General features: G+C 74.2%; 13 protein-coding genes. 8 read left to right on the top strand and 5 right to left on the bottom strand.

Translation table 11 applies throughout. The features are described 5' to 3' along the window. Positions 1 to 154 precede the first annotated feature (154 nt). The 6 genes from ACH4LD_RS10750 to ACH4LD_RS10725 all read left to right on the top strand — a co-directional run bounded on the left by ACH4LD_RS10750 (position 155) and on the right by ACH4LD_RS10725 (position 7,850). Positions 155 to 1,141, top strand: a complete 987-nt coding sequence (locus ACH4LD_RS10750; RefSeq protein WP_398053874.1) for a hypothetical protein — start codon at positions 155 to 157, stop codon at positions 1,139 to 1,141. Between the two features lie 197 nt (positions 1,142 to 1,338). Further along, positions 1,339 to 2,877 (top strand): amino acid permease, encoded by a 1,539-nt coding sequence (locus tag ACH4LD_RS10745; RefSeq protein WP_103814213.1) that lies wholly within the window; start codon positions 1,339 to 1,341, stop codon positions 2,875 to 2,877. A 189-nt stretch (positions 2,878 to 3,066) separates the two neighbouring features. Beyond that, positions 3,067 to 4,158, top strand: coding sequence for a mechanosensitive ion channel family protein (locus tag ACH4LD_RS10740; RefSeq protein WP_398053873.1), 1,092 nt, complete (start codon positions 3,067 to 3,069; stop codon positions 4,156 to 4,158). 41 nt (positions 4,159 to 4,199) lie between these two features. Next, on the top strand, positions 4,200 to 4,631 hold the full coding sequence (locus ACH4LD_RS10735) for a DUF4186 domain-containing protein (RefSeq protein WP_398053872.1): 432 nt from the start codon (positions 4,200 to 4,202) through the stop codon (positions 4,629 to 4,631). A 37-nt stretch (positions 4,632 to 4,668) separates the two neighbouring features. Further along, positions 4,669 to 6,888, top strand: coding sequence for an NADP-dependent isocitrate dehydrogenase (locus ACH4LD_RS10730; protein WP_398053871.1), 2,220 nt, complete (start codon positions 4,669 to 4,671; stop codon positions 6,886 to 6,888). Between the two features lie 182 nt (positions 6,889 to 7,070). After that, positions 7,071 to 7,850 carry an N-formylglutamate amidohydrolase gene (locus ACH4LD_RS10725; protein WP_132789112.1) on the top strand — a complete coding sequence of 260 codons (780 nt, stop codon included), beginning with the start codon at positions 7,071 to 7,073 and terminating at the stop codon, positions 7,848 to 7,850. A 406-nt stretch (positions 7,851 to 8,256) separates the two neighbouring features. Here the strand turns inward: ACH4LD_RS10725 and ACH4LD_RS10720 are convergent, their stop codons facing one another. From ACH4LD_RS10720 to ACH4LD_RS10710, 3 genes are read right to left on the bottom strand one after another with little or no spacing between them, the layout of a single operon-like run. Then, the gene (locus tag ACH4LD_RS10720) at positions 8,257 to 8,727 is read right to left on the bottom strand and encodes a hypothetical protein (RefSeq protein WP_398053870.1); all 471 of its coding nucleotides are present in this window, start codon (positions 8,725 to 8,727) and stop codon (positions 8,257 to 8,259) included. Next, entirely contained in the window at positions 8,724 to 9,362 is a 639-nt protein-coding gene (locus ACH4LD_RS10715; RefSeq protein WP_207928545.1) for a sigma-70 family RNA polymerase sigma factor, read from the bottom strand. The genes ACH4LD_RS10720 and ACH4LD_RS10715 overlap by 4 nt, the downstream gene beginning before the upstream one ends. Continuing rightward, the gene (locus ACH4LD_RS10710) at positions 9,359 to 10,792 is read right to left on the bottom strand and encodes a S8/S53 family peptidase (protein WP_398053869.1); all 1,434 of its coding nucleotides are present in this window, start codon (positions 10,790 to 10,792) and stop codon (positions 9,359 to 9,361) included. Before ACH4LD_RS10710 ends, ACH4LD_RS10715 begins: the two co-directional genes overlap by 4 nt. Before the next feature lie 76 nt (positions 10,793 to 10,868). Between ACH4LD_RS10710 and ACH4LD_RS10705 the strand changes: the two genes are divergently transcribed. Continuing rightward, on the top strand, positions 10,869 to 13,481 hold the full coding sequence (locus ACH4LD_RS10705) for a CHAT domain-containing protein (protein ID WP_398053868.1): 2,613 nt from the start codon (positions 10,869 to 10,871) through the stop codon (positions 13,479 to 13,481). A gap of 115 nt (positions 13,482 to 13,596) precedes the next feature. Here the strand turns inward: ACH4LD_RS10705 and ACH4LD_RS10700 are convergent, their stop codons facing one another. Both ACH4LD_RS10700 and ACH4LD_RS10695 read right to left on the bottom strand, forming a co-directional pair. Further along, complete coding sequence (locus tag ACH4LD_RS10700) at positions 13,597 to 14,028, bottom strand: signal peptidase I (protein ID WP_398053867.1); 432 nt, start codon at positions 14,026 to 14,028, stop codon at positions 13,597 to 13,599. A gap of 52 nt (positions 14,029 to 14,080) precedes the next feature. Beyond that, positions 14,081 to 15,805, bottom strand: a complete 1,725-nt coding sequence (locus tag ACH4LD_RS10695) for a LuxR C-terminal-related transcriptional regulator (RefSeq protein ID WP_398053866.1) — start codon at positions 15,803 to 15,805, stop codon at positions 14,081 to 14,083. A gap of 94 nt (positions 15,806 to 15,899) precedes the next feature. Between ACH4LD_RS10695 and ACH4LD_RS10690 the strand changes: the two genes are divergently transcribed. Continuing rightward, positions 15,900 to 16,985 (top strand): M12 family metallopeptidase, encoded by a 1,086-nt coding sequence (locus ACH4LD_RS10690; RefSeq protein ID WP_398053865.1) that lies wholly within the window; start codon positions 15,900 to 15,902, stop codon positions 16,983 to 16,985. The last annotated feature ends 164 nt before the right edge of the window (positions 16,986 to 17,149 follow it).

Here is a 17,149-nt window from a genome sequence, read left to right as displayed (position 1 = left end):
GAGGAAGTTGACTTGGCAACAATGGTACGGCGGAACCCGCGCCTCTATAGTGACCGCCGACCACCCGGACATCTTCATCACCGCCCAGGGGAGGGCTGTTGCGACGTCACCCCGCCACCTCGTCCGTGCGCCCGTGGCCGGGGGCCGGCGGCTGATGGCCAGAGACGGAGCCCGCCCCTCCTACGACCCCGCCGGCCCCGACCAGGCGCTGCGCGCCGCGCTCCAGGACCTGCGCACCGGCCGCTGGATGGCCATGCGCACCCTGCTCGCGGAGACCACGCGGTGGTGGCAGTGGACCCAGCGCACCCAGGTGCTGGCGGCGGCCGCGGCCGGCACCGACGTGGTGCGGGCCTGGCTCACCGAGGAGCCGGACAGCGCGCACGCGCGGGTGATGCACGCCCGCGTCGGCGTCGAGCGCGCGCTGCGGGCCCGGAGGGAACGACACCGCCGCACCCATGAGTTGTGGATCGAGGCGTGGGACGCCGCCCAGTCGGCGACCGTGGCCGCACCCCAGGACCCGGTGCCCTGGGTGTGTCTGCTGGCGCTGGCCCAGCTCGATCCGGAGCAGCGCTGGGAGGAGCACCGGGCCGCCGCCCCGGAGCCGATGCTGCCGCCGGGCCCCTGGGGGCTGCTGGCCGAGGCCGGCAAGCGCGACCCGTTCAACCGCGAGGCCCACCACCGGATGCTCCAGTTCCTGTACGCGCGCGGTGGTTCGGGCCGGCTCGCGGAGGCCGCCGGCTACGCGCAGTGGGCCGCCGGCCAGGCCCCGCCCGGCTCGGCGCTGCACCTGCTGCCGCTGTACGTCCGGGTCGAGCGCTACCGCCGGGACAGCGGGCACGACGCGGCGCTGGACCTGCACTGGGTGGTGGAGGAGGCGGCCCGGGAGGCGCGGCGCGCGCTGCACTCCTGGTTCGAGCGGACGGAGCCCGCCGAGCGCGCGCTGCCGGACCTCAACCATCTGGCCCACGCGCTGTGGGGCGCCCTGCGATTCACCGACGCGGCAAGGGTGTTCGAGGCGATCGGGCCCTACTTCACCCCGCCGCCCTGGATGTACCGCACTCCGGACCGGGACCGCGCCGTGGAGGTCTTCGTCCAGGCCCGGGACCGCTGCCGGGCCGCCACGGAGGACTCCCGCCCCTGAACCCGACCGCCCGCACACCGCTCCAGACCACCCAGCCTGACCAGCCCTCCTCAGCGCCACCGGGAACCGCACAGCCCCCGCACCACCGGGAACAGCCCCGCCCCTGCCCCCGCACCACCGGGGGCAGCCCGCACCGCCCCCTGAACGACCCTGTTGCACGTGCCCGTCCGACAACCGTTGATCCAGGAGGTCCCTGCGTGTCCCCCACCCCCGACCCCTCGCCCACCCCCTCCCCCGGTCTGCCGCAGCAGGACGAGGAGCAGCGGCTGCGGGAACTCGGCTACCGGCCGGTGCTGGCCCGCCGCATGGGCGGCTTCGGCAACTTCGCGATCAGCTTCTCGGTGATCTCGATCCTGTCCGGCTGCATGACCCTGTACGGCTTCGGCCTGAACACCGGCGGCCCCGCCGTGATGCTCTGGGGCTGGGCGGGCGTCGGCCTGTTCGTGCTGTGCGTCGGGCTCGCGCTCGCCGAGGTCACCAGCGCCTACCCGACCTCCGGCGCCCTGTACTACATGGCCGACCGGCTCGGCGGCCGGCGCTGGGGCTGGTACACCGGCTGGCTGAACCTGCTCGGCTTGCTCGGCGCGATCGCCGGCATCGACTACGGCGCCGCCCTGTTCACCGGCGCGTTCGCCAACCTCCAGTGGGGCTTCGAGCCGACCCCCGGCAGAACGATGCTGATCTTCTGCGCGATCCTGCTGCTGCACGCGGTGCTGAACCTGTTCGGCGTGCGCCTGGTCAGCCTGCTCAACTCGGTCAGCGTGTGGTGGCACCTGGCGGGCGTGGCGCTCATCGTCGGCGCGCTGGTGATCGTCCCCGACCACCACCAGTCGGCGTCCTTCGTGTTCACGGAGTTCGTCAACGAGACCGGCTGGGAGAATCCGCTGTACGTGGCGGCGATCGGCCTGCTCCTCGCGCAGTACACCTTCTCCGGCTACGACGCCTCCGCCCACCTGTCGGAAGAGACCTCGCACGCCTCGGTGGCCGCCTCCCGCGGCATCGTCCGCGCCATCTGGGTGTCCTGGCTGGCCGGTTTCGTACTGCTCGCCGGTCTCACCTTCGCCATCCAGGACTACGACGCCACCCGCACCACCGGCACCGGCGTGCCGCCCGCCCAGATCCTGCTGGACGGCCTCGGCACCGACGGCGCGAGCGCCCTGCTCCTCGTGGTCGTCATCGCCCAGCTCTTCTGCGGCAACGCCGAGGTCGCCGCGGCCAGCCGGATGGTGTTCGCGTTCAGCCGGGACGGCGCGCTGCCCGGCTCGCACCTGTGGCGCAAGGTCAGCGGCCGCACCCAGACGCCGGTCGCGGCCGTCTGGCTGTCCGTCGTCGTGGCCTGTGTCCTCGCCCTGCCGTCGCTGTACTCGGCGACGGCGTACAACGCGGTGACCGCCATCAACGTCATCGGCATCACCCCGGCCTACGCCATCCCGGTGTTCCTGCGGCTGCGCGCGGGCGACCGTTTCCAGCCGGGTCCCTGGCAACTGGGTCGCTGGAGCAAGCCGGTCGGCTGGATCGCGGTCGTGTGGGTGGCGTGCGTGACGGTGCTGTTCTGCCTGCCGCAGTCGTCGCCGGTCACGGTCGACACGATGAACTACGCCTCCGTCGCCCTCGCCGTGGTCCTGGTGCTGGCCAGCGTCTGGTGGTACGTCGCCCGCCGGTCGTACGGCACCCCCACCACCGCCGCGTACGGCAGCGACCGCGACCAGGCGGAACTCGCGGAGGGCATCGTCTGAGCCGGCTGCCCGACGAGCGCCGGTCCCGGTACGAACGGGCGTGCCGGATACGGCAGGATGAACGAGCGCGCCGGCCACCGGAGTTCCTTCGGCCGGCGCGGTCGCACATCCCGGACATCGAGCAGGTGACAACGTGACGAGACTTCACAAACGGCTCTCCGCAGCGGCCGCACGCCCCGGAGGTGACCGGTGAACCGCGCGCTGACCCTGGACGACCTCGTCCTCGCCGGCATCGCCCTGGCGGCGGGCCTGGTGCTCGCCTTCATGTCCCGCACCCTGCTGCGCTGGCTCGCGAAGCACGCCAAGCGGACCCGCTGGAGCGGCGACGACGTCATCGTGGACGCGCTGCGCTCGGTCGTGCCCTGGGCGGCGATCGCGGGCGGCGCGGCGGCGGCAGCGGCCGTACTGCCGCTCACCCGGACCGTCCAGCACCATGTGAACCAGGCGCTTGAGGTCTGGCTGATCGTCGTGGTGACGTTCTCCGCGGCCCGGGTGATCGCCGGCCTGGTCCGTTCGGTGACCCAGTCCCGCTCCGGGGTCGCGGGCTCGGCGACCATCTTCGTCAACATCACCCGCGTGCTGGTGCTGGCGATCGGCTTCCTGGTCGTCCTGCAGACCCTGGGCATCTCCATAGCGCCGCTGCTGACCGCCCTGGGCGTCGGCGGTCTGGCGGTCGCCCTGGCGCTCCAGGACACGCTCGCCAACCTCTTCGCGGGCATCCACATCCTCGCCTCCAAGACCGTCCAGCCGGGCGACTACATCCGGCTGAGCAGCGGCGAGGAGGGCTATGTCGTGGACATCAACTGGCGCCAGACGACGGTCCGCCAGCTCTCCAACAACCTGGTGGTCATCCCCAACGGCCAGCTCGCCAAGGCCAACATGACCAACTTCACGCGGCCCGAGCAGGAGCTGACCGTGCTGGTGCAGGCCGGGGTGAGCTACGACTCCGACCTGGAGCACGTCGAGCGGGTGACCGCCGAGGTGGTCACGGAGGTCATGACGGAGGTCACCGGAGCCGTGCCGGAGCACGAGCCCGCCATCCGCTTCCACACCTTCGGCGACTCCCGGATCGGCTTCACGGTGATCCTCGGCGTGGGTGAGTTCAGCGACCAGTACCGGATCAAGCACGAGTTCATCAAGCGTCTGCACCGCCGCTACCGCGAGGAGGGCATCCGCATCCCGGCCCCCACGCGCACGGTCTCCCTCCAGCAGGGCACGGCGGTGATCCCGCAGCAGCGCAGCGGGGAGGGCGCGGTGCCGGGGCCGCAGGCCACGGACTAGCCCGGCCTGAAGTCCTGACCGGCACGTATGCTCGAAGCAGCATGACGACGCCGGCCCCGGACCCCCGCACGCTCGACCGGCGGCTGGACGCCCTCGCGCGCCAGCCGTTCCGGGCGAAGTTCCACCTGCGCGGGCGGGACCGGGCGACGGCCGCCCTCAAGGGGCCGGCGACCCTGCGGTGGCACGCGTACGACCTGATCGCGAAGCGGCTGGCGCCGGCCGAGCCGTACAAGGACGGCCGGCAGACGCCGTACCGCGGTCACCCGGTGTTCGTGGCCCAGCACGCGACCGCCACCTGCTGCCGGGGCTGCCTGGAGCGCTGGCACGGCATCCCCAAGGGACGCGCACTGACCCGCGTCGAACACGCGTACGTGGTCGAGGTGATCAGCCGCTGGATCACGCGCGAGATGGCGGACGACGCGTTTTCCGGCCAGGACCCCTGTCGAGCCGACACCGAGCACGAGATATCTTGATGTCGAGCAATGTTGCAGACGTGGAGCGGAGCACCCGGTGACTGACTCGACCATCATCTACACCTACACAGACGAGGCCCCGGCCCTGGCGACGCATTCGTTCCTGCCGGTGATCCAGGCGTACGCCTCGCAGGCCGGTGTGCCCGTGGAGACGCGTGACATCTCGCTGGCCGGGCGCATCATCGCCGTCTTCCCGGAGTACCTGAACGAGGACCAGCGCATCCCCGACGCGCTGACCGAGCTGGGCGAGCTGGCCAAGACCCCCGCGGCCAACATCATCAAGCTGCCGAACATCTCGGCGTCCATCCCGCAGCTCAAGGCCGCCGTCGCCGAGCTCCAGGGCAAGGGCTACGCGCTGCCGGACTACCCGGACGACCCGAAGACCGACGAGGAGCGCGAGATCCGCGCCCGCTACGACAAGGTCAAGGGCTCCGCCGTCAACCCGGTGCTGCGTGAGGGCAACTCCGACCGCCGTGCCCCGGCCTCGGTGAAGAACTACGCCAAGACCCACCCGCACCGCATGGGCGCCTGGTCCCCCGAGTCCAGGACCAACGTGGCGACCATGGGCGAGAACGACTTCCGCTCCACCGAGAAGTCCGTCGTCGTCTCCGAGGACGGCGCCCTGAAGATCGAGCTGGTCGGCGAGGACGGCACCACCACCGTCCTGAAGGAGTCCGTACCGGTCCTCGCGGGCGAGGTCGTCGACGCCTCCGTCATGCACGTCGCCGAGCTGGAGGCGTTCCTCGCCGCGCAGGTCGCCCGCGCCAAGCAGGAGGGCGTCCTGTTCTCCGTGCACCTGAAGGCCACGATGATGAAGGTCTCCGACCCGATCATCTTCGGTCACGTGGTGCGCGCCTTCTTCCCGAAGACGTTCGCGAAGTACGGCGAGACCCTCAAGGCGGCCGGCCTCACCCCGAACGACGGCCTCGGCGGCATCCTGAAGGGCCTGGAGAACCTGCCCGAGGGCGCCGAGATCAAGGCCTCCTTCGACGCCGAGATCGCCGAGGGCCCGGACCTGGCCATGGTCGACTCGGACAAGGGCATCACCAACCTGCACGTGCCCTCCGACGTCATCATCGACGCCTCCATGCCGGCCATGATCCGCACCTCCGGCCACATGTGGGGCCCGGACGGCCAGGAGCGCGACGCCCTCGCCGTCATCCCGGACTCCTCCTACGCCGGCGTCTACCAGGCCGTCATCGAGGACTGCCGGGCCAACGGCGCCTACGACCCGTCGACCATGGGCTCGGTCCCGAACGTCGGTCTGATGGCGCAGAAGGCCGAGGAGTACGGCTCCCACGACAAGACCTTCGAGATCCCGGCCGCCGGCACCGTCCGCCTGACCGACCAGGCCGGCAACGTGCTGATCGAGCAGCCGGTCGCGCAGGGCGACATCTTCCGCGCCTGCCAGACCAAGGACGACCCGATCCGCGACTGGGTCAAGCTGGCCGTCACCCGCGCCCGCGCCACCGGCGACCCGGCCGTGTTCTGGCTGGACGAGACGCGCGCCCACGACGCGCAGCTGATCGCCAAGGTCAAGCAGTACCTGCCGGAGCACGACACCGAGGGCCTGGACATCCGCATCCTGTCCCCGGTCGAGGCCACCAAGCTGTCGGTGGAGCGCATCCGCCGCGGCGAGAACACCATCTCGGTGACCGGCAACGTGCTGCGTGACTACCTGACCGACCTCTTCCCCATCCTGGAGCTGGGCACCAGCGCCAAGATGCTGTCGGTCGTCCCGCTGATGGCGGGCGGCGGCCTGTTCGAGACGGGCGCCGGCGGCTCCGCGCCGAAGCACGTCCAGCAGCTCGTCAAGGAGAACTACCTGCGCTGGGACTCCCTCGGCGAGTTCTTCGCCCTGGTGCCGTCCTTCGAGCAGTACGCGGCGGCCACCGGCAACACCCGCGCCAAGGTCCTCGCCGACACCCTCGACCGCGCCACGGCGACCTTCCTCAACGAGGACAAGTCCCCGACCCGGCGCGTCGGCGGCATCGACAACCGCGGCAGCCACTTCTACCTGTCCCTGTACTGGGCGCAGGAGCTGGCGAAGCAGACCGAGGACGCCGACCTCGCGAAGGCCTTCGCGCCGCTCGCCGAGACCCTCGCCGCGAACGAGCAGAAGATCGTCGAGGAGCTGAACGCGGTCCAGGGCTCCCCGGCCGACATCGGCGGCTACTACCAGGTCGACAAGGCCAAGGCGGACGCGGTCATGCGCCCGTCGGCCACCTGGAACGAGGCGCTGGCGTCCCTCAGCTAGTGCCTGCGGCGCCTGAGCGGGTGCCTGCGGCGCCTGAGCCGTCGAGGTGACGTGCCCTCCTCCGCCCCGGCCGGGACCCCCGGCCGGGGCGGAGGCATGTGGGGCGGGGGCCGTTGTCAGTGCCGTATGGCACCTTGATCGTGCACGTCCCCAACGCCTAGGAGCAGCCGGTGTCCCAGACCATGCCCTCGTTCGAACTCCTCCCCGGTGCCGCCGAGTCGCCGGTGCTGCTGCACGTGCCGCACTCCTCGCGGGCGATACCGGAGGACGTGCGCGCCGGCATCGTGCTGGACGACGCCGGGCTGGAGCGGGAGCTGGACCACATCACGGACGCGCACACCGCCCGGATCGCCGAGCGGGCCGCCGCGCTCGCAGGGCTCCGGCCCTGGCGGTTCGTGAACCGGCTGTCGCGGCTGGTGGTGGACCCGGAGCGGTTCCCGGACGAGCGGGAGGAAATGCTCGCCGTGGGCATGGGCGCCGTGTACACGCGGACCACCCACAGGGGTGAGCTGCGGCCCGCGGACACCGACCCGGAGCCGCTGCTCGCCCGCTATTTCCGGCCGTACGCCGCGGCCATGACGGAGGCGGTGGCCGGCCGGCTGGCCGCGACCGGGCGCGCGGTGATCATCGACGTGCACTCGTACCCGGCCCAGCCGCTCCCGTACGAGCTGCACGGCAGCGGGCCGCGCCCGCCGGTGTGCCTGGGCACGGACGCCTTCCACACCCCGCCCGAGCTGACCGAGGCCGCCCGCAAGGCGTTCGCCGGCTGCGGCGAGACGGGCCTGGACAGCCCGTTCGCCGGGACCTACGTCCCGCTGGAGTTCTACGGCACGGACGTCCGGGTCGGCGCCCTGATGGTGGAGATCCGGCGGGACACGTACATGACGGAGCCGGGCGGCCCGGCCGGCCCGGACCTGGACCGCCTCGCCACGGCGCTGGCGGCCCTCGTCGACGCGGTGTAGCGGACCGGGGGCAGCAACGCTCACCGAGCGGCCGTCCGCCTTCCTGCCGGGGCCACGCGGACGCCCTGAGTCAGGCGGACTCGATTCCCGACCGGCGCTACGGGCTCCAACCCGGGCCCGCGGCCCGGCCCCGGCATCCTCGACCAGCACCGGCGGACACCCCGACCCGGCCCCCGGGCACCCTTGCCCAGGCACACGGCTCGCCCGGCGCCCGGCCAGGACACGACTCGCCGCCAGACCCCCAGCCTCAGCCAGGCACGCCACCCGGCCCCCGGCCCGCCTCAGCCGGCACCGGCGGACACCCGACCCGGCCCCCGGGCACCCTTGCCCAGGCACACGGCTCCCCAGCTCTGGCCCACCGGCGGGGGACCGGCGTCGGCGCGTCGGCCCGCCTGGCGCGGTCCGGTCAGGCCCGCAGCCACTCCGTGACGATCACCTCCGCGCCGGTGCGCAGGCGCAGGGCGAAGGGGCCGGACGGCGGGGTGGCGCTGGTGAACCGGCCGAGAGGGTCCGCGGTGAGCGGGCCGTGGGTGGTCTGCGGTCCGCCGAGCACCTCGATCCGCGCGGACTGCGGCGGCAGCAGCTGGCCGATCAGCCCCTCCTCGGTGACCTCCACGTCGACGGTCACCTCGCCCGCGCGGAACGTCAGCATGCGCGGCGCGTCCGTGACCCCCCTGACGGGCAGCGCGTCCACGAGCGAGTCGAAGGTCAGCTCGGCGAGCCGGGCGTCCAGGTCGTGCAGCGCGAACGCCTCCAGGGCCGCCTGGACCAGCTCGGCCGGGACCGGGTCCAGGACGGCGGCCGCCTGGCGCAGCTCCTCCTCCAGCAGCCCGTCCGCGAACTCCTCCGACCCCTCGGGCCTCTCGTCGCCGTTCACACCGCACCCCGCGCGTCCATCCGGGCCCGCAGCCGGCGCAGACAGCGCTGGCGGAGCGGGCCGATGCTGCCGACCGCGATGCCGAGGGCGGCCGAGATCTCCCCGTAGCTGGGTGGCGGCGAGGCCATCAGCACGCGCAGCAACTGCCGGCAGCGCTCGCCCAGTCCGTCCAGCTCCTGCCACAGGCGACGGACCCGCTCGGCCCGGTCCGCCGCCTCCTCGGAATCGATCAGCGTCTCTTCCGGCGTCCGGTCCTCGCTGGCCCGGTCCAGCACCCGTGGATCGTCGGTCAGGGTCAGCCGCGCCAGGCCCTTGAGCACCTTCAGGCACTCGTGCCGGGCGGTACTGGCCAGCCAGGCGCCGGCCTTGTCGGGTTCCCGTATGCGGCCCAGGTGCTGGGCGAAGCGGAACCAGGTGGTCTGGAAGACCTCGTGCCCGTCGGCGTCCGACAGCCGGTGTGCCCGCACGACCGACCACACCAGCGGACTCATCCCTTCCACCAGCGCCTTCCAGGCCGCGGCGTCCCCGTCGACGGCGGACTGGACCAACGCGCCGACCTCTGTTCGGTCCACGGCTCCACCCCTTGTGTACGGCCTGTCATCGTACGCCGTGGAGCGGAGGGTTCCGGCCGTCATGCGGGCAGCGCCGGGAGCACGGCGGGGACGGGGCGCCAGGTCGGCGGACGGAGCGCCGCGACATCCGCCCCGCGCACCTCGGCCCGCTCCGCGTCCGCGGCCAGCAGCCCGGTGCCGGCCGCCCGCGGGTCGCGTTCCCGGTACGCCGTCATCCGCGCGGCGACCAGTCCCGCGGCCACCGGGGTGGCGAAGGAGGTGCCGCTCCACTGCGCCAGGCCGTCGAACATCACCTGGTCCGGCTTGGCACCGGTGCTCTCCCGGCCCTCGCTCAGCACACCGGTGTGGCGCGGGAACTGGCAGGTGCAGGCGTAGTCGGCGTCGCCGAACCGGCAGGCGTCGTAGGTGGAGTGCTGGTAGATGTACGGCACGGGCGCGGTGAAGCCGGTCAGGGCGCTGGTGAGGCGCTCGCCGGGGGCGTGGACGCGCACCCACGGCCCGTGGTTGGTGAAGCAGGCCCCGGACGCGCCGTCCGAGCGGAGGGCGCCGACCGACAGCACGCAGTCGGCGAACTCGGGCAGGCCGGCGTAGGCGGCGGGCCAGAACGGGATGTCGCTGCCGTTGTTGCCGGCGGCGGCCACCAGCAGGGTCCGCTGCTCGCGCAGTTCCGCCATGAACGCGTCCAGACCGATCAGGCCGTCGGTGTCCGCGCCGGGCGTGCCGGCGGAGAGGCTGATGATGTCCGGCCAGCCGCCGCGGTCGACCGCGTCGAAGAGCAGGGCGCCGAACTCCGACTCCAGGACGGCGCCGGCGTCGTTGAGCGTGCCGCGCACGGTGATGTCGGTGTTGGGGGCGAGGGCCGCGAGGATCCCGGCGATGAACGTGCCGTGGCCGACGTACTGGCGCAGCACGCCGTCGGCGTCGGTCTCGGTGAGCTGGGCGTCGCCCGTGGTGTGGGCGAGCAGCGGGTAGGAGCGGTGGTCGTGCACCAGCCCGGTGTCGATGACGAGGACGCCGACCGCGGTGGCCGGGTCGTAACTGCCGTCGGCCGGGGCCGGGTTGGCGGTCCCGGTGCGCGGGACGGGCACCGGCTCGTCGCCGGGGCAGGCGTTGACGTTCCCCGCGATGTGCACCACGTGGTTGCGGCCGGCCAGCCGCCGGCCCTGGCGGTCCTCGGCCTCCCGCACGGCGCGCAGGGCGTGCGGCACGCTGTCCTCGCCCTCGGCCGGGTCGCCGACCCGGATGCGGGTGACGCCGGTGCGGCCGGCCCGCGGGCCCACGCGGCGCACGTGGTCGGGGACGAGTCCCCGGGTCTCGGTGAAGTGCGTGCGCACGGTGTCCTCGACGAACCGGGCCTCCTCGCCGTCCCGGACGAGGACGACGCCCTTCTCGTAGAAGTACCCGGCGGAGTCGTCCGGCCCCATGGTGAGGGGGACGTCCGGCAGGGAGCGCTGGATGTGGTGGAACTGCTCGTGGAATCGGTGTGGTGCCATGTGGTGTCCTCCCCCTCAAGACGGTGTTCGACAGTGAGAGCCGCGGGACCACCGTCTGATACAACAGGCCACTACCATGCGAGACGTGACAGCGGGAAGCGAGCCGGTTCTCGAACTGCTGCCCATGGTGTTCGCCGATCCGGGCGAGGCCCGGGCGCGTGCCGAACACGTCCTGCGTGCCGCTCCGTCACCGGTCCACGCGAGCGTCGCCCACCAGGTGCTCGGCATCTGGCAGCGGGACTTCGGCGATCTGCGGATCGCGCTGAGGCATCTGCGGCGGGCCCGGGACCTGGCCGCGCGCGCCGAGTCGGCCGACCGGGAGGCCGATGTGCTCGCGACCCTGGGGGTCGCACTGGTGCACGCGGGGCGCACTCGGCAGGGGCTCGCGTCCTTCGAGCGGGGGGTCGCCCGGGGCAGCGGGCACACCCGGGCCCGGGTGCTGTACCGGCGGGCCTACGTGTGGTGGGTGCTGGGGCATCATCGCGAGGCCCTGGAGGACGTACGGCGGGCCCTTCCGGTCCTGCGGCAGGTCACCGACGACATCTGGACCGCGCGGGCGCTGACCCTGCGGGCCACCGTGCACCTCGCGCTCGGCTCGGTGGAGCGGGCCGTCGCCGACTTCACGGCGGCGGAGCGGCTGTGGGACACCACCGGCCAGGAGCACGACAAGGCGGACGCGGTGGAGAGCCGGGGCCTGGCCGCGTTCCGCTCCGGTGCCGTCCCGGCGGCGCTGCGGCTGCTGGACGAGGCCGAGGAGCGCTACGCCAAGCTGGGCACCCCCACGTACAACCTGTCCATCCGGCGCTGCGAGGTGCTGATGGCGGCGGGGCTCGCCCCGGAGGCGCTGGCCGAGGCGGACGCGGCGATCGCGCTGCTGGACCGGATCGGCGGGCAGTCCACCCGCAAGGCCGAACTGCTGCTGGCCGCCGCGCGGGCCGCCCGTTCGGCCGGGGACGCGCACACCGCCATAGCCCGCGCGGCCGTGGCCGTACGGCTGTTCGCGGCGCAGCGCCGGACGTGGTGGGAGACGCACGCCCGGCTGGTGCTGATCGAGGCGCGGGTGGCGGCCGGGCGCCGGTCGGGGCGGATGGTCGCGGACGCGGCGGCGGTCGCCGAGCGGCTGGCCGCCTTCGGCTCCCCGGCCGCGCCCGAGGCCTCCCTGCTCGCGGGCCGGATCGCGCTGGCGCTGGGCTGGACGGCGGACGCGGAACGGCACTTGGCGGTGGCCGCCCGCAGCCGGCACGGCGGGGCGCCGCCGGCCCGGATGACGGGCTGGGCGGCACAGGCACTGCGGGCGCGGGCGGCCGGTTCCCGGCGCGGTGTGCTGGAGGCGTGCCGGCGCGGGCTGGACGTGCTGGACGACCACCGGATGACGCTGGGCGCCTCGGAACTGCGCGCCCACGCGACCGCGCAGGGTGCCGAACTGGCCGCGCTGGCGCAGGAGGTGAGCCTCGCGGAGGGCAGTCCGCGGCGGCTGCTGGGGTGGAGCGAGCGGTGGCGGGCGACCGTGCTGTCGGCGCCGCCGACCCGGCCGCCCGACGATCCGGCGCTGCTGAGCGGGCTGACCGCCTACCGGGAGATCGCGGCCCGCGCGGAGGCCGCCCGGATGGAGGGCCGCCCGGTGCCGGCGCTGGAGCGCGAACAGCGGCGCCTGGAGAGGGAGATCCGCTCGCGCACCCGGCACATGGGCGGGGCCGCCGCCGACGCGGGCGACCGTCTCGACGTGGGTCGGCTGCTGGACCGGCTCGGTGACGGGTGGCTGGTCGAACTGGCGGTGGTCGACGGCCGGGTGCACGTCCTGCTGTGCGGGCAGGGAAAGGTGCGGCGGTTCGCCGGCGGCTCGCTGGCGGAGGCGGTGGCCGAGGCCGAGCACGTGCAGGCCGGGCTGCGGCGGCTCGCGCACCCGGGGGCCGAGGCCCGGCTCCCCGTCGTGGAGGCCGCCGGCCGGCGGCTGGAAGAACTCTTGCTGGCCGGGGCGGTACGGCACCTCGGCCCCGGCCCCGTGGTGATCGTCCCGCCGGGCGCGCTGCACCGGGTGCCCTGGGCGCTGCTGCCCGCGCTGCGGGAGCGGGTGCTCAGCGTGTCGCCGTCGGCGAACAGCTGGCTGCGCGCCCGGGAGACGGCGCCGCCGCCGGACGGGCGGCCCGTGCTGGTGCGTGGCCCCGGCCTCGCGACGGGCGGCGCGGAGGTGCCCGAACTGGCGGACCGGTACGGTACGGCGACGGTCCTGGAGGGTGACGACGCCCAGGTGCCCCGGGTGCTGGCGGAACTCGACGGCGCGGGCCTCGCCCATCTCGCCGCGCACGGCACGTTCCGCGCCGACAGCCCCTTGTTCTCCGCCCTCCGCATGGCCGACGGCCCGCTGATCGTCCACGACTTCGAGCGTCTGGCCCGCAGTCCCTACCGGATCATCCTGTCGAGCTGCGACACCGCCCGCCTCGCCTCGGTCGGCGCCGACGAACTCCTCGGCCTGGTCACGGCGTTGCTGCCGCTTGGCACGGCCGGGGTGGTGGCGAGCAGCGCCCCGGTCAACGACGCGGCGGTCGTCCCGCTGATGCTGGCCCTGCACAAGGGCCTCGGCGCGGGCCTCTCCCTGGCCGAAGCGCTGAGAGACGCCCGTACGACCCTGCCGGGCGACGCGCTGCACCAGGCGACGGGCTGGGCGTTCGCGGCGTTCGGGGCGGCGTGAGCGCGGCGCGGCGTGAGCGGGACGCCGCGTGAGCGGGACGCCGCGTGAGCGGGACGCCGCGTCGCCTCAAGCGTCACCGTGCGGGGACGACCCGCTATGACGAGTGGCCCGTCGGCTACAAGGCCACCGTGCGGGTCGCGGTCCTGCACGAAGGGCTGTGACCGGCAGCGGCGCCGTCCTCGTCATCGGTCACCTTGTAGCCCGGTACAGAGGGCCAGCGGACCGTCAGGACCACGGACTCTTCCTCCGCGACCCAGGAGTGGTCCACGCCCTGGCCCCACACGACGTAGTCCCCCTGCTCGGCCAGGAGAACACTGCGCCCGGGCAGCTGTACTCGGAAGCGCCCGCTGATGAGGACCAACAGGGCGGTGCGCTCCTCGCCGGTCACCCACTGAGCCCGCTCATCACCCTGCGGATGGACGCCCCATTTGATCTCGACGTCCTCGCTGTGACGAGGATCGGAGGCGTCCTTGAAATGCCCCAGCAGCCACCCCCGGTCCAGTGCCGCGTCCCTGCCGGCATTGCCCACGTACACGTTGTCGGTCATGGCTCCGGAAGGTAGCAGCCGGCCGCGTCACCAACCTGTCCGGACGGCACACCTAGGCCGTCTCGCTCTCCGGCACGTCCACCAGCCAGGGCAGGGCCCCCCGGTCCCCGGTGCCCAGTCGCGTGTACGCGCTGTACAGGTGGTTGCCGACCGTCCGCACCGACAGGGTCAGCCGTTCGGCGATCTCCCGGTTGCTCAGCCCGGCCGCGGCCAGCGTGACGATCTGCCGCTGCCGGGCGGTGAGTTCACCGAGGACCAGCCCGGCCAGCGCGGGCGTGCGCGCCCCCTGGCAGCGGCGGGCCAGCGCGACGGCCCGGGTGCGGGACAGCCGGGCGGCCCGGGGGTCCCGGTGGACCCGTACCGCCTGCGCGTGCGCCTCCGCCGCGTACAGCAGGAAGCCGCGCTCGGCCAGCGCCTCCGCCGCCCGGTCCAGCGCGGCCCCGTCCCCGCGCGCCAGCGCGTCCGCGTGCCGGGCGAACACGCTGCCGGCCGGCAGCCGTCCGACCGCCCGCCCGGGCTCGCCGAGGCGTACGGCGTCGTAGCGCGCGTGGACGCCGTCCGGGTCGGTCACCTCACCCAAGGCGCCCTCGGCCAGCGCGAGTTCCGTCAGGCATCCGCCGTCCGACGGGGTCTCCCGCAGCCCCTCCCGGGCCCACGCCGCCGCCTCCCGCAGCTCACCCCGCAGGCGCGCGAACCGGGCGCGGACCCTGGCGTACCCGGCCGGCAGCGGACCGCCCTGTGCGACCAGCCACTCCCCCACCGGCGTCGGCACCGGCCGGACGTCGAGCCGGTCCATCCGCCGGACCAGGGCGCGCTGTTCGGCGTCGAGCGCGGGACCGTGCGCGTAGGGCGCGCGGGCCAGCCGGCGGGCCCGCAGCCGGCCGGCCGTGGCGCGCAGCGCGGTGCCGTGCAGGGGGTGGGCGAGGGTGACGGCACCCTGGTCGTCGACGTCGATCAGGCCGTCCGCCTCCAGGCGTTCGAGGACGTCCAGGTCCAGCTCGTCCACGGACAGCGGCAGGGGTTCGGCGAACGCGAGGCGTTCCAGGGCGTCGCGTTCGCCGGGACCGGACCGCTCAAGGGCGGGGGCGAGCCGCTCGCGGACGGCCGGGGTGACCGGCAGCGGGCCGCGCCAGGCCCGCTCACCGGTGTCCGGGACGGGCGTCAGCCGGCCGGACCCGGTGAGCGCGGTCACCAGGTCCCGCAGCAGCCGCAGATCCCCCCGGCACGCCTGGTGCAGCCGGCGCACGGTGAGCGGTTCCAGCCCGGCGCCCGCGAGCAGTTGGGCGGTGTCCTCGGGGGACAGCGGGTCGAGGGCCAGCCGGGGCAGCAGTTCCCCGGTCCACAGCCGGGACACGGCGCCGGGCGCGGGCGGGCTGTCCGCCGCGGCCACGACCAGGCGGGTGCGGCCCTGCACGGCGAGCTGGTGGACCAGGGCGGCGGAGGTCTCGTCCAGCAGCTGGGCGTCGTCGACGACCAGGAGCCGTACGCCGGACAGCGCGCGGACCGCGCGGTGCAGCGAGACGGTGTCGGGGAGCAGGTGCGCGAACGCCGCGAGGGGCAGGTCCCGGGCCTCGGGCGTGCCGGTCACCCGGGCGTGGTCCGTGCCCCGGACCGCCTCCGTGATCAGCCGGGTCTTGCCGCGGCCCGCCGGTCCCGTGACCACGATGCCGGGCCGGCCGGCGGTCAGCGCGCCGCGCACCAGCTCCAGTTCGTCGGCCCGTCCGGTGAACGGCCAGGGCAGTTCCAGGGTCTTCGCGTCCTGTTCGTAAGTCCTCACATCATCCTGAGCGCGCGTACTCAGGTTTGATACAGGGCGACTTGAGTAGCCCCCGACTCAGGTGTGCGGCCGGGGCGGCGGGCACGCTGACCGCATGACCCGACGCCTCTGCTCGCTTCCGCGGCAGCCGGCCCCGTCGTTCGCACCGGGGCTGACCGCCGAGCGGCTGGGCGCGCTGCTCGCCGGGCGGCGGATGTGGGTCAACGGCACCGTCCTGCACTACTGCTTCCTGGACGCCCGCACGGACGCCTCGGTCGTCCCGGTCCCCGGGACCGGGGAGCTGCGCCGGGTGCCGTGGGCGGGCGGCGAGGAGCAGCGGGACGTGGTCCGCGGGTGCTTCGCCGAGTGGCAGGACCTCGGCATCGGCGTCACGTTCGCCGAGGTCGGCGACCGGCACGAGGCGGAGCTGCGGATCGGGTTCCAGGCCGGTGCCGGGTCCTGGTCGGCGGTCGGCCGGGACGCGTTGTCGGTGGGCCGGGGCGGGCGCACCATGAACCTCGGCTGGGACGTGACCGCGCCCGGGGAGCGCGGGACCGTCCTGCACCAGATCGGGCACGCGCTCGGCATGGTGCACGAGCACCAGAGTCCGTTCGCCGGGCTGCACTGGGACGACGAGGCGGTGTACGCCGAACTGGCGGGGCCGCCGAACTTCTGGAGCCGGGAGACGACGTACACGAACGTGCTGCGCCCGCTGGACGCCTGCGAGGCGGGCGGCTCGGTGTGGGATCCGCAGTCGGTGATGACGCTGCCGTTCGGGCCGGGGCTGGTGCTGGAGCCGGAGCAGTACCGCGGGGGGCTGCGTCCGCCCGGCGCTCCCTCCCCGGCCGACAAGGAGTTCGTGCTGCGCTGGTACCCGCCCGCCGCTCCGGGCGGTCCGGCCGCGCTGGTGCCGTTCCGGTCCGCGCCGCTCGGACTGGGGCCGGGAGAGCAGGCCGACTTCGCCGTCGAGCCGCCGGAGACCCGCGAGTACACCGTGGGCACCTTCGGCGACGCCGACACCGTGCTGGTGGTCTTCGAGGAGCGCGACGGGGTGCCGCGCTTCCTCGCGGGTCACGACGACGGCGGCACGCCGGACAACGCCGCCGTCCGGGTCCGGCTCGTCAAGGGCCGCCGCTATGTCGTCCGGGTCCGCCTGTACTCCACGTGGGGTTCGGGAGAGACGGCGGTGATGTGCTGGTGACGGCACACGGACGACACTGAGCCACTGTCCGGCACCGGGGGAGCGGGGGGGGGGGGGGGGGGCGGGGGGGGGGGGGGGGGCGGGCCCCCCCCCGGGGGGGGGGGGGGGGGGGGGGGGGCCCGGGGGCCCCGGGGGCGGGCGGGGGGGGGGTGGGCGGGCGGCCC

This window comes from Streptomyces sp. NPDC017676, assembly GCF_044329325.1.
GTDB lineage: Bacteria > Actinomycetota > Actinomycetes > Streptomycetales > Streptomycetaceae > Streptomyces.
The sequence above is the reverse complement of the archived record's forward strand: the minus strand, read 5'-3'. Positions and strand labels throughout refer to the sequence as shown.

Excerpts from the sequence above, each read along its gene's own strand:
- ACH4LD_RS10715 (WP_207928545.1), bottom strand. The coding sequence starts at position 9,362 with ATGACGGCCGGAACCCTCCGCTCCACGGCGTACGATGACAGGCCGTAC.
- ACH4LD_RS10735 (WP_398053872.1), top strand. The coding sequence starts at position 4,200 with ATGACGACGCCGGCCCCGGACCCCCGCACGCTCGACCGGCGGCTGGAC.
- ACH4LD_RS10725 (WP_132789112.1), top strand. The coding sequence starts at position 7,071 with ATGCCCTCGTTCGAACTCCTCCCCGGTGCCGCCGAGTCGCCGGTGCTG.
- ACH4LD_RS10750 (WP_398053874.1), top strand. The coding sequence starts at position 155 with ATGGCCAGAGACGGAGCCCGCCCCTCCTACGACCCCGCCGGCCCCGAC.
- ACH4LD_RS10690 (WP_398053865.1), top strand. The coding sequence starts at position 15,900 with ATGACCCGACGCCTCTGCTCGCTTCCGCGGCAGCCGGCCCCGTCGTTC.
- ACH4LD_RS10710 (WP_398053869.1), bottom strand. The coding sequence starts at position 10,792 with ATGGCACCACACCGATTCCACGAGCAGTTCCACCACATCCAGCGCTCC.
- ACH4LD_RS10705 (WP_398053868.1), top strand. The coding sequence starts at position 10,869 with ATGCGAGACGTGACAGCGGGAAGCGAGCCGGTTCTCGAACTGCTGCCC.
- ACH4LD_RS10700 (WP_398053867.1), bottom strand. The coding sequence starts at position 14,028 with ATGACCGACAACGTGTACGTGGGCAATGCCGGCAGGGACGCGGCACTG.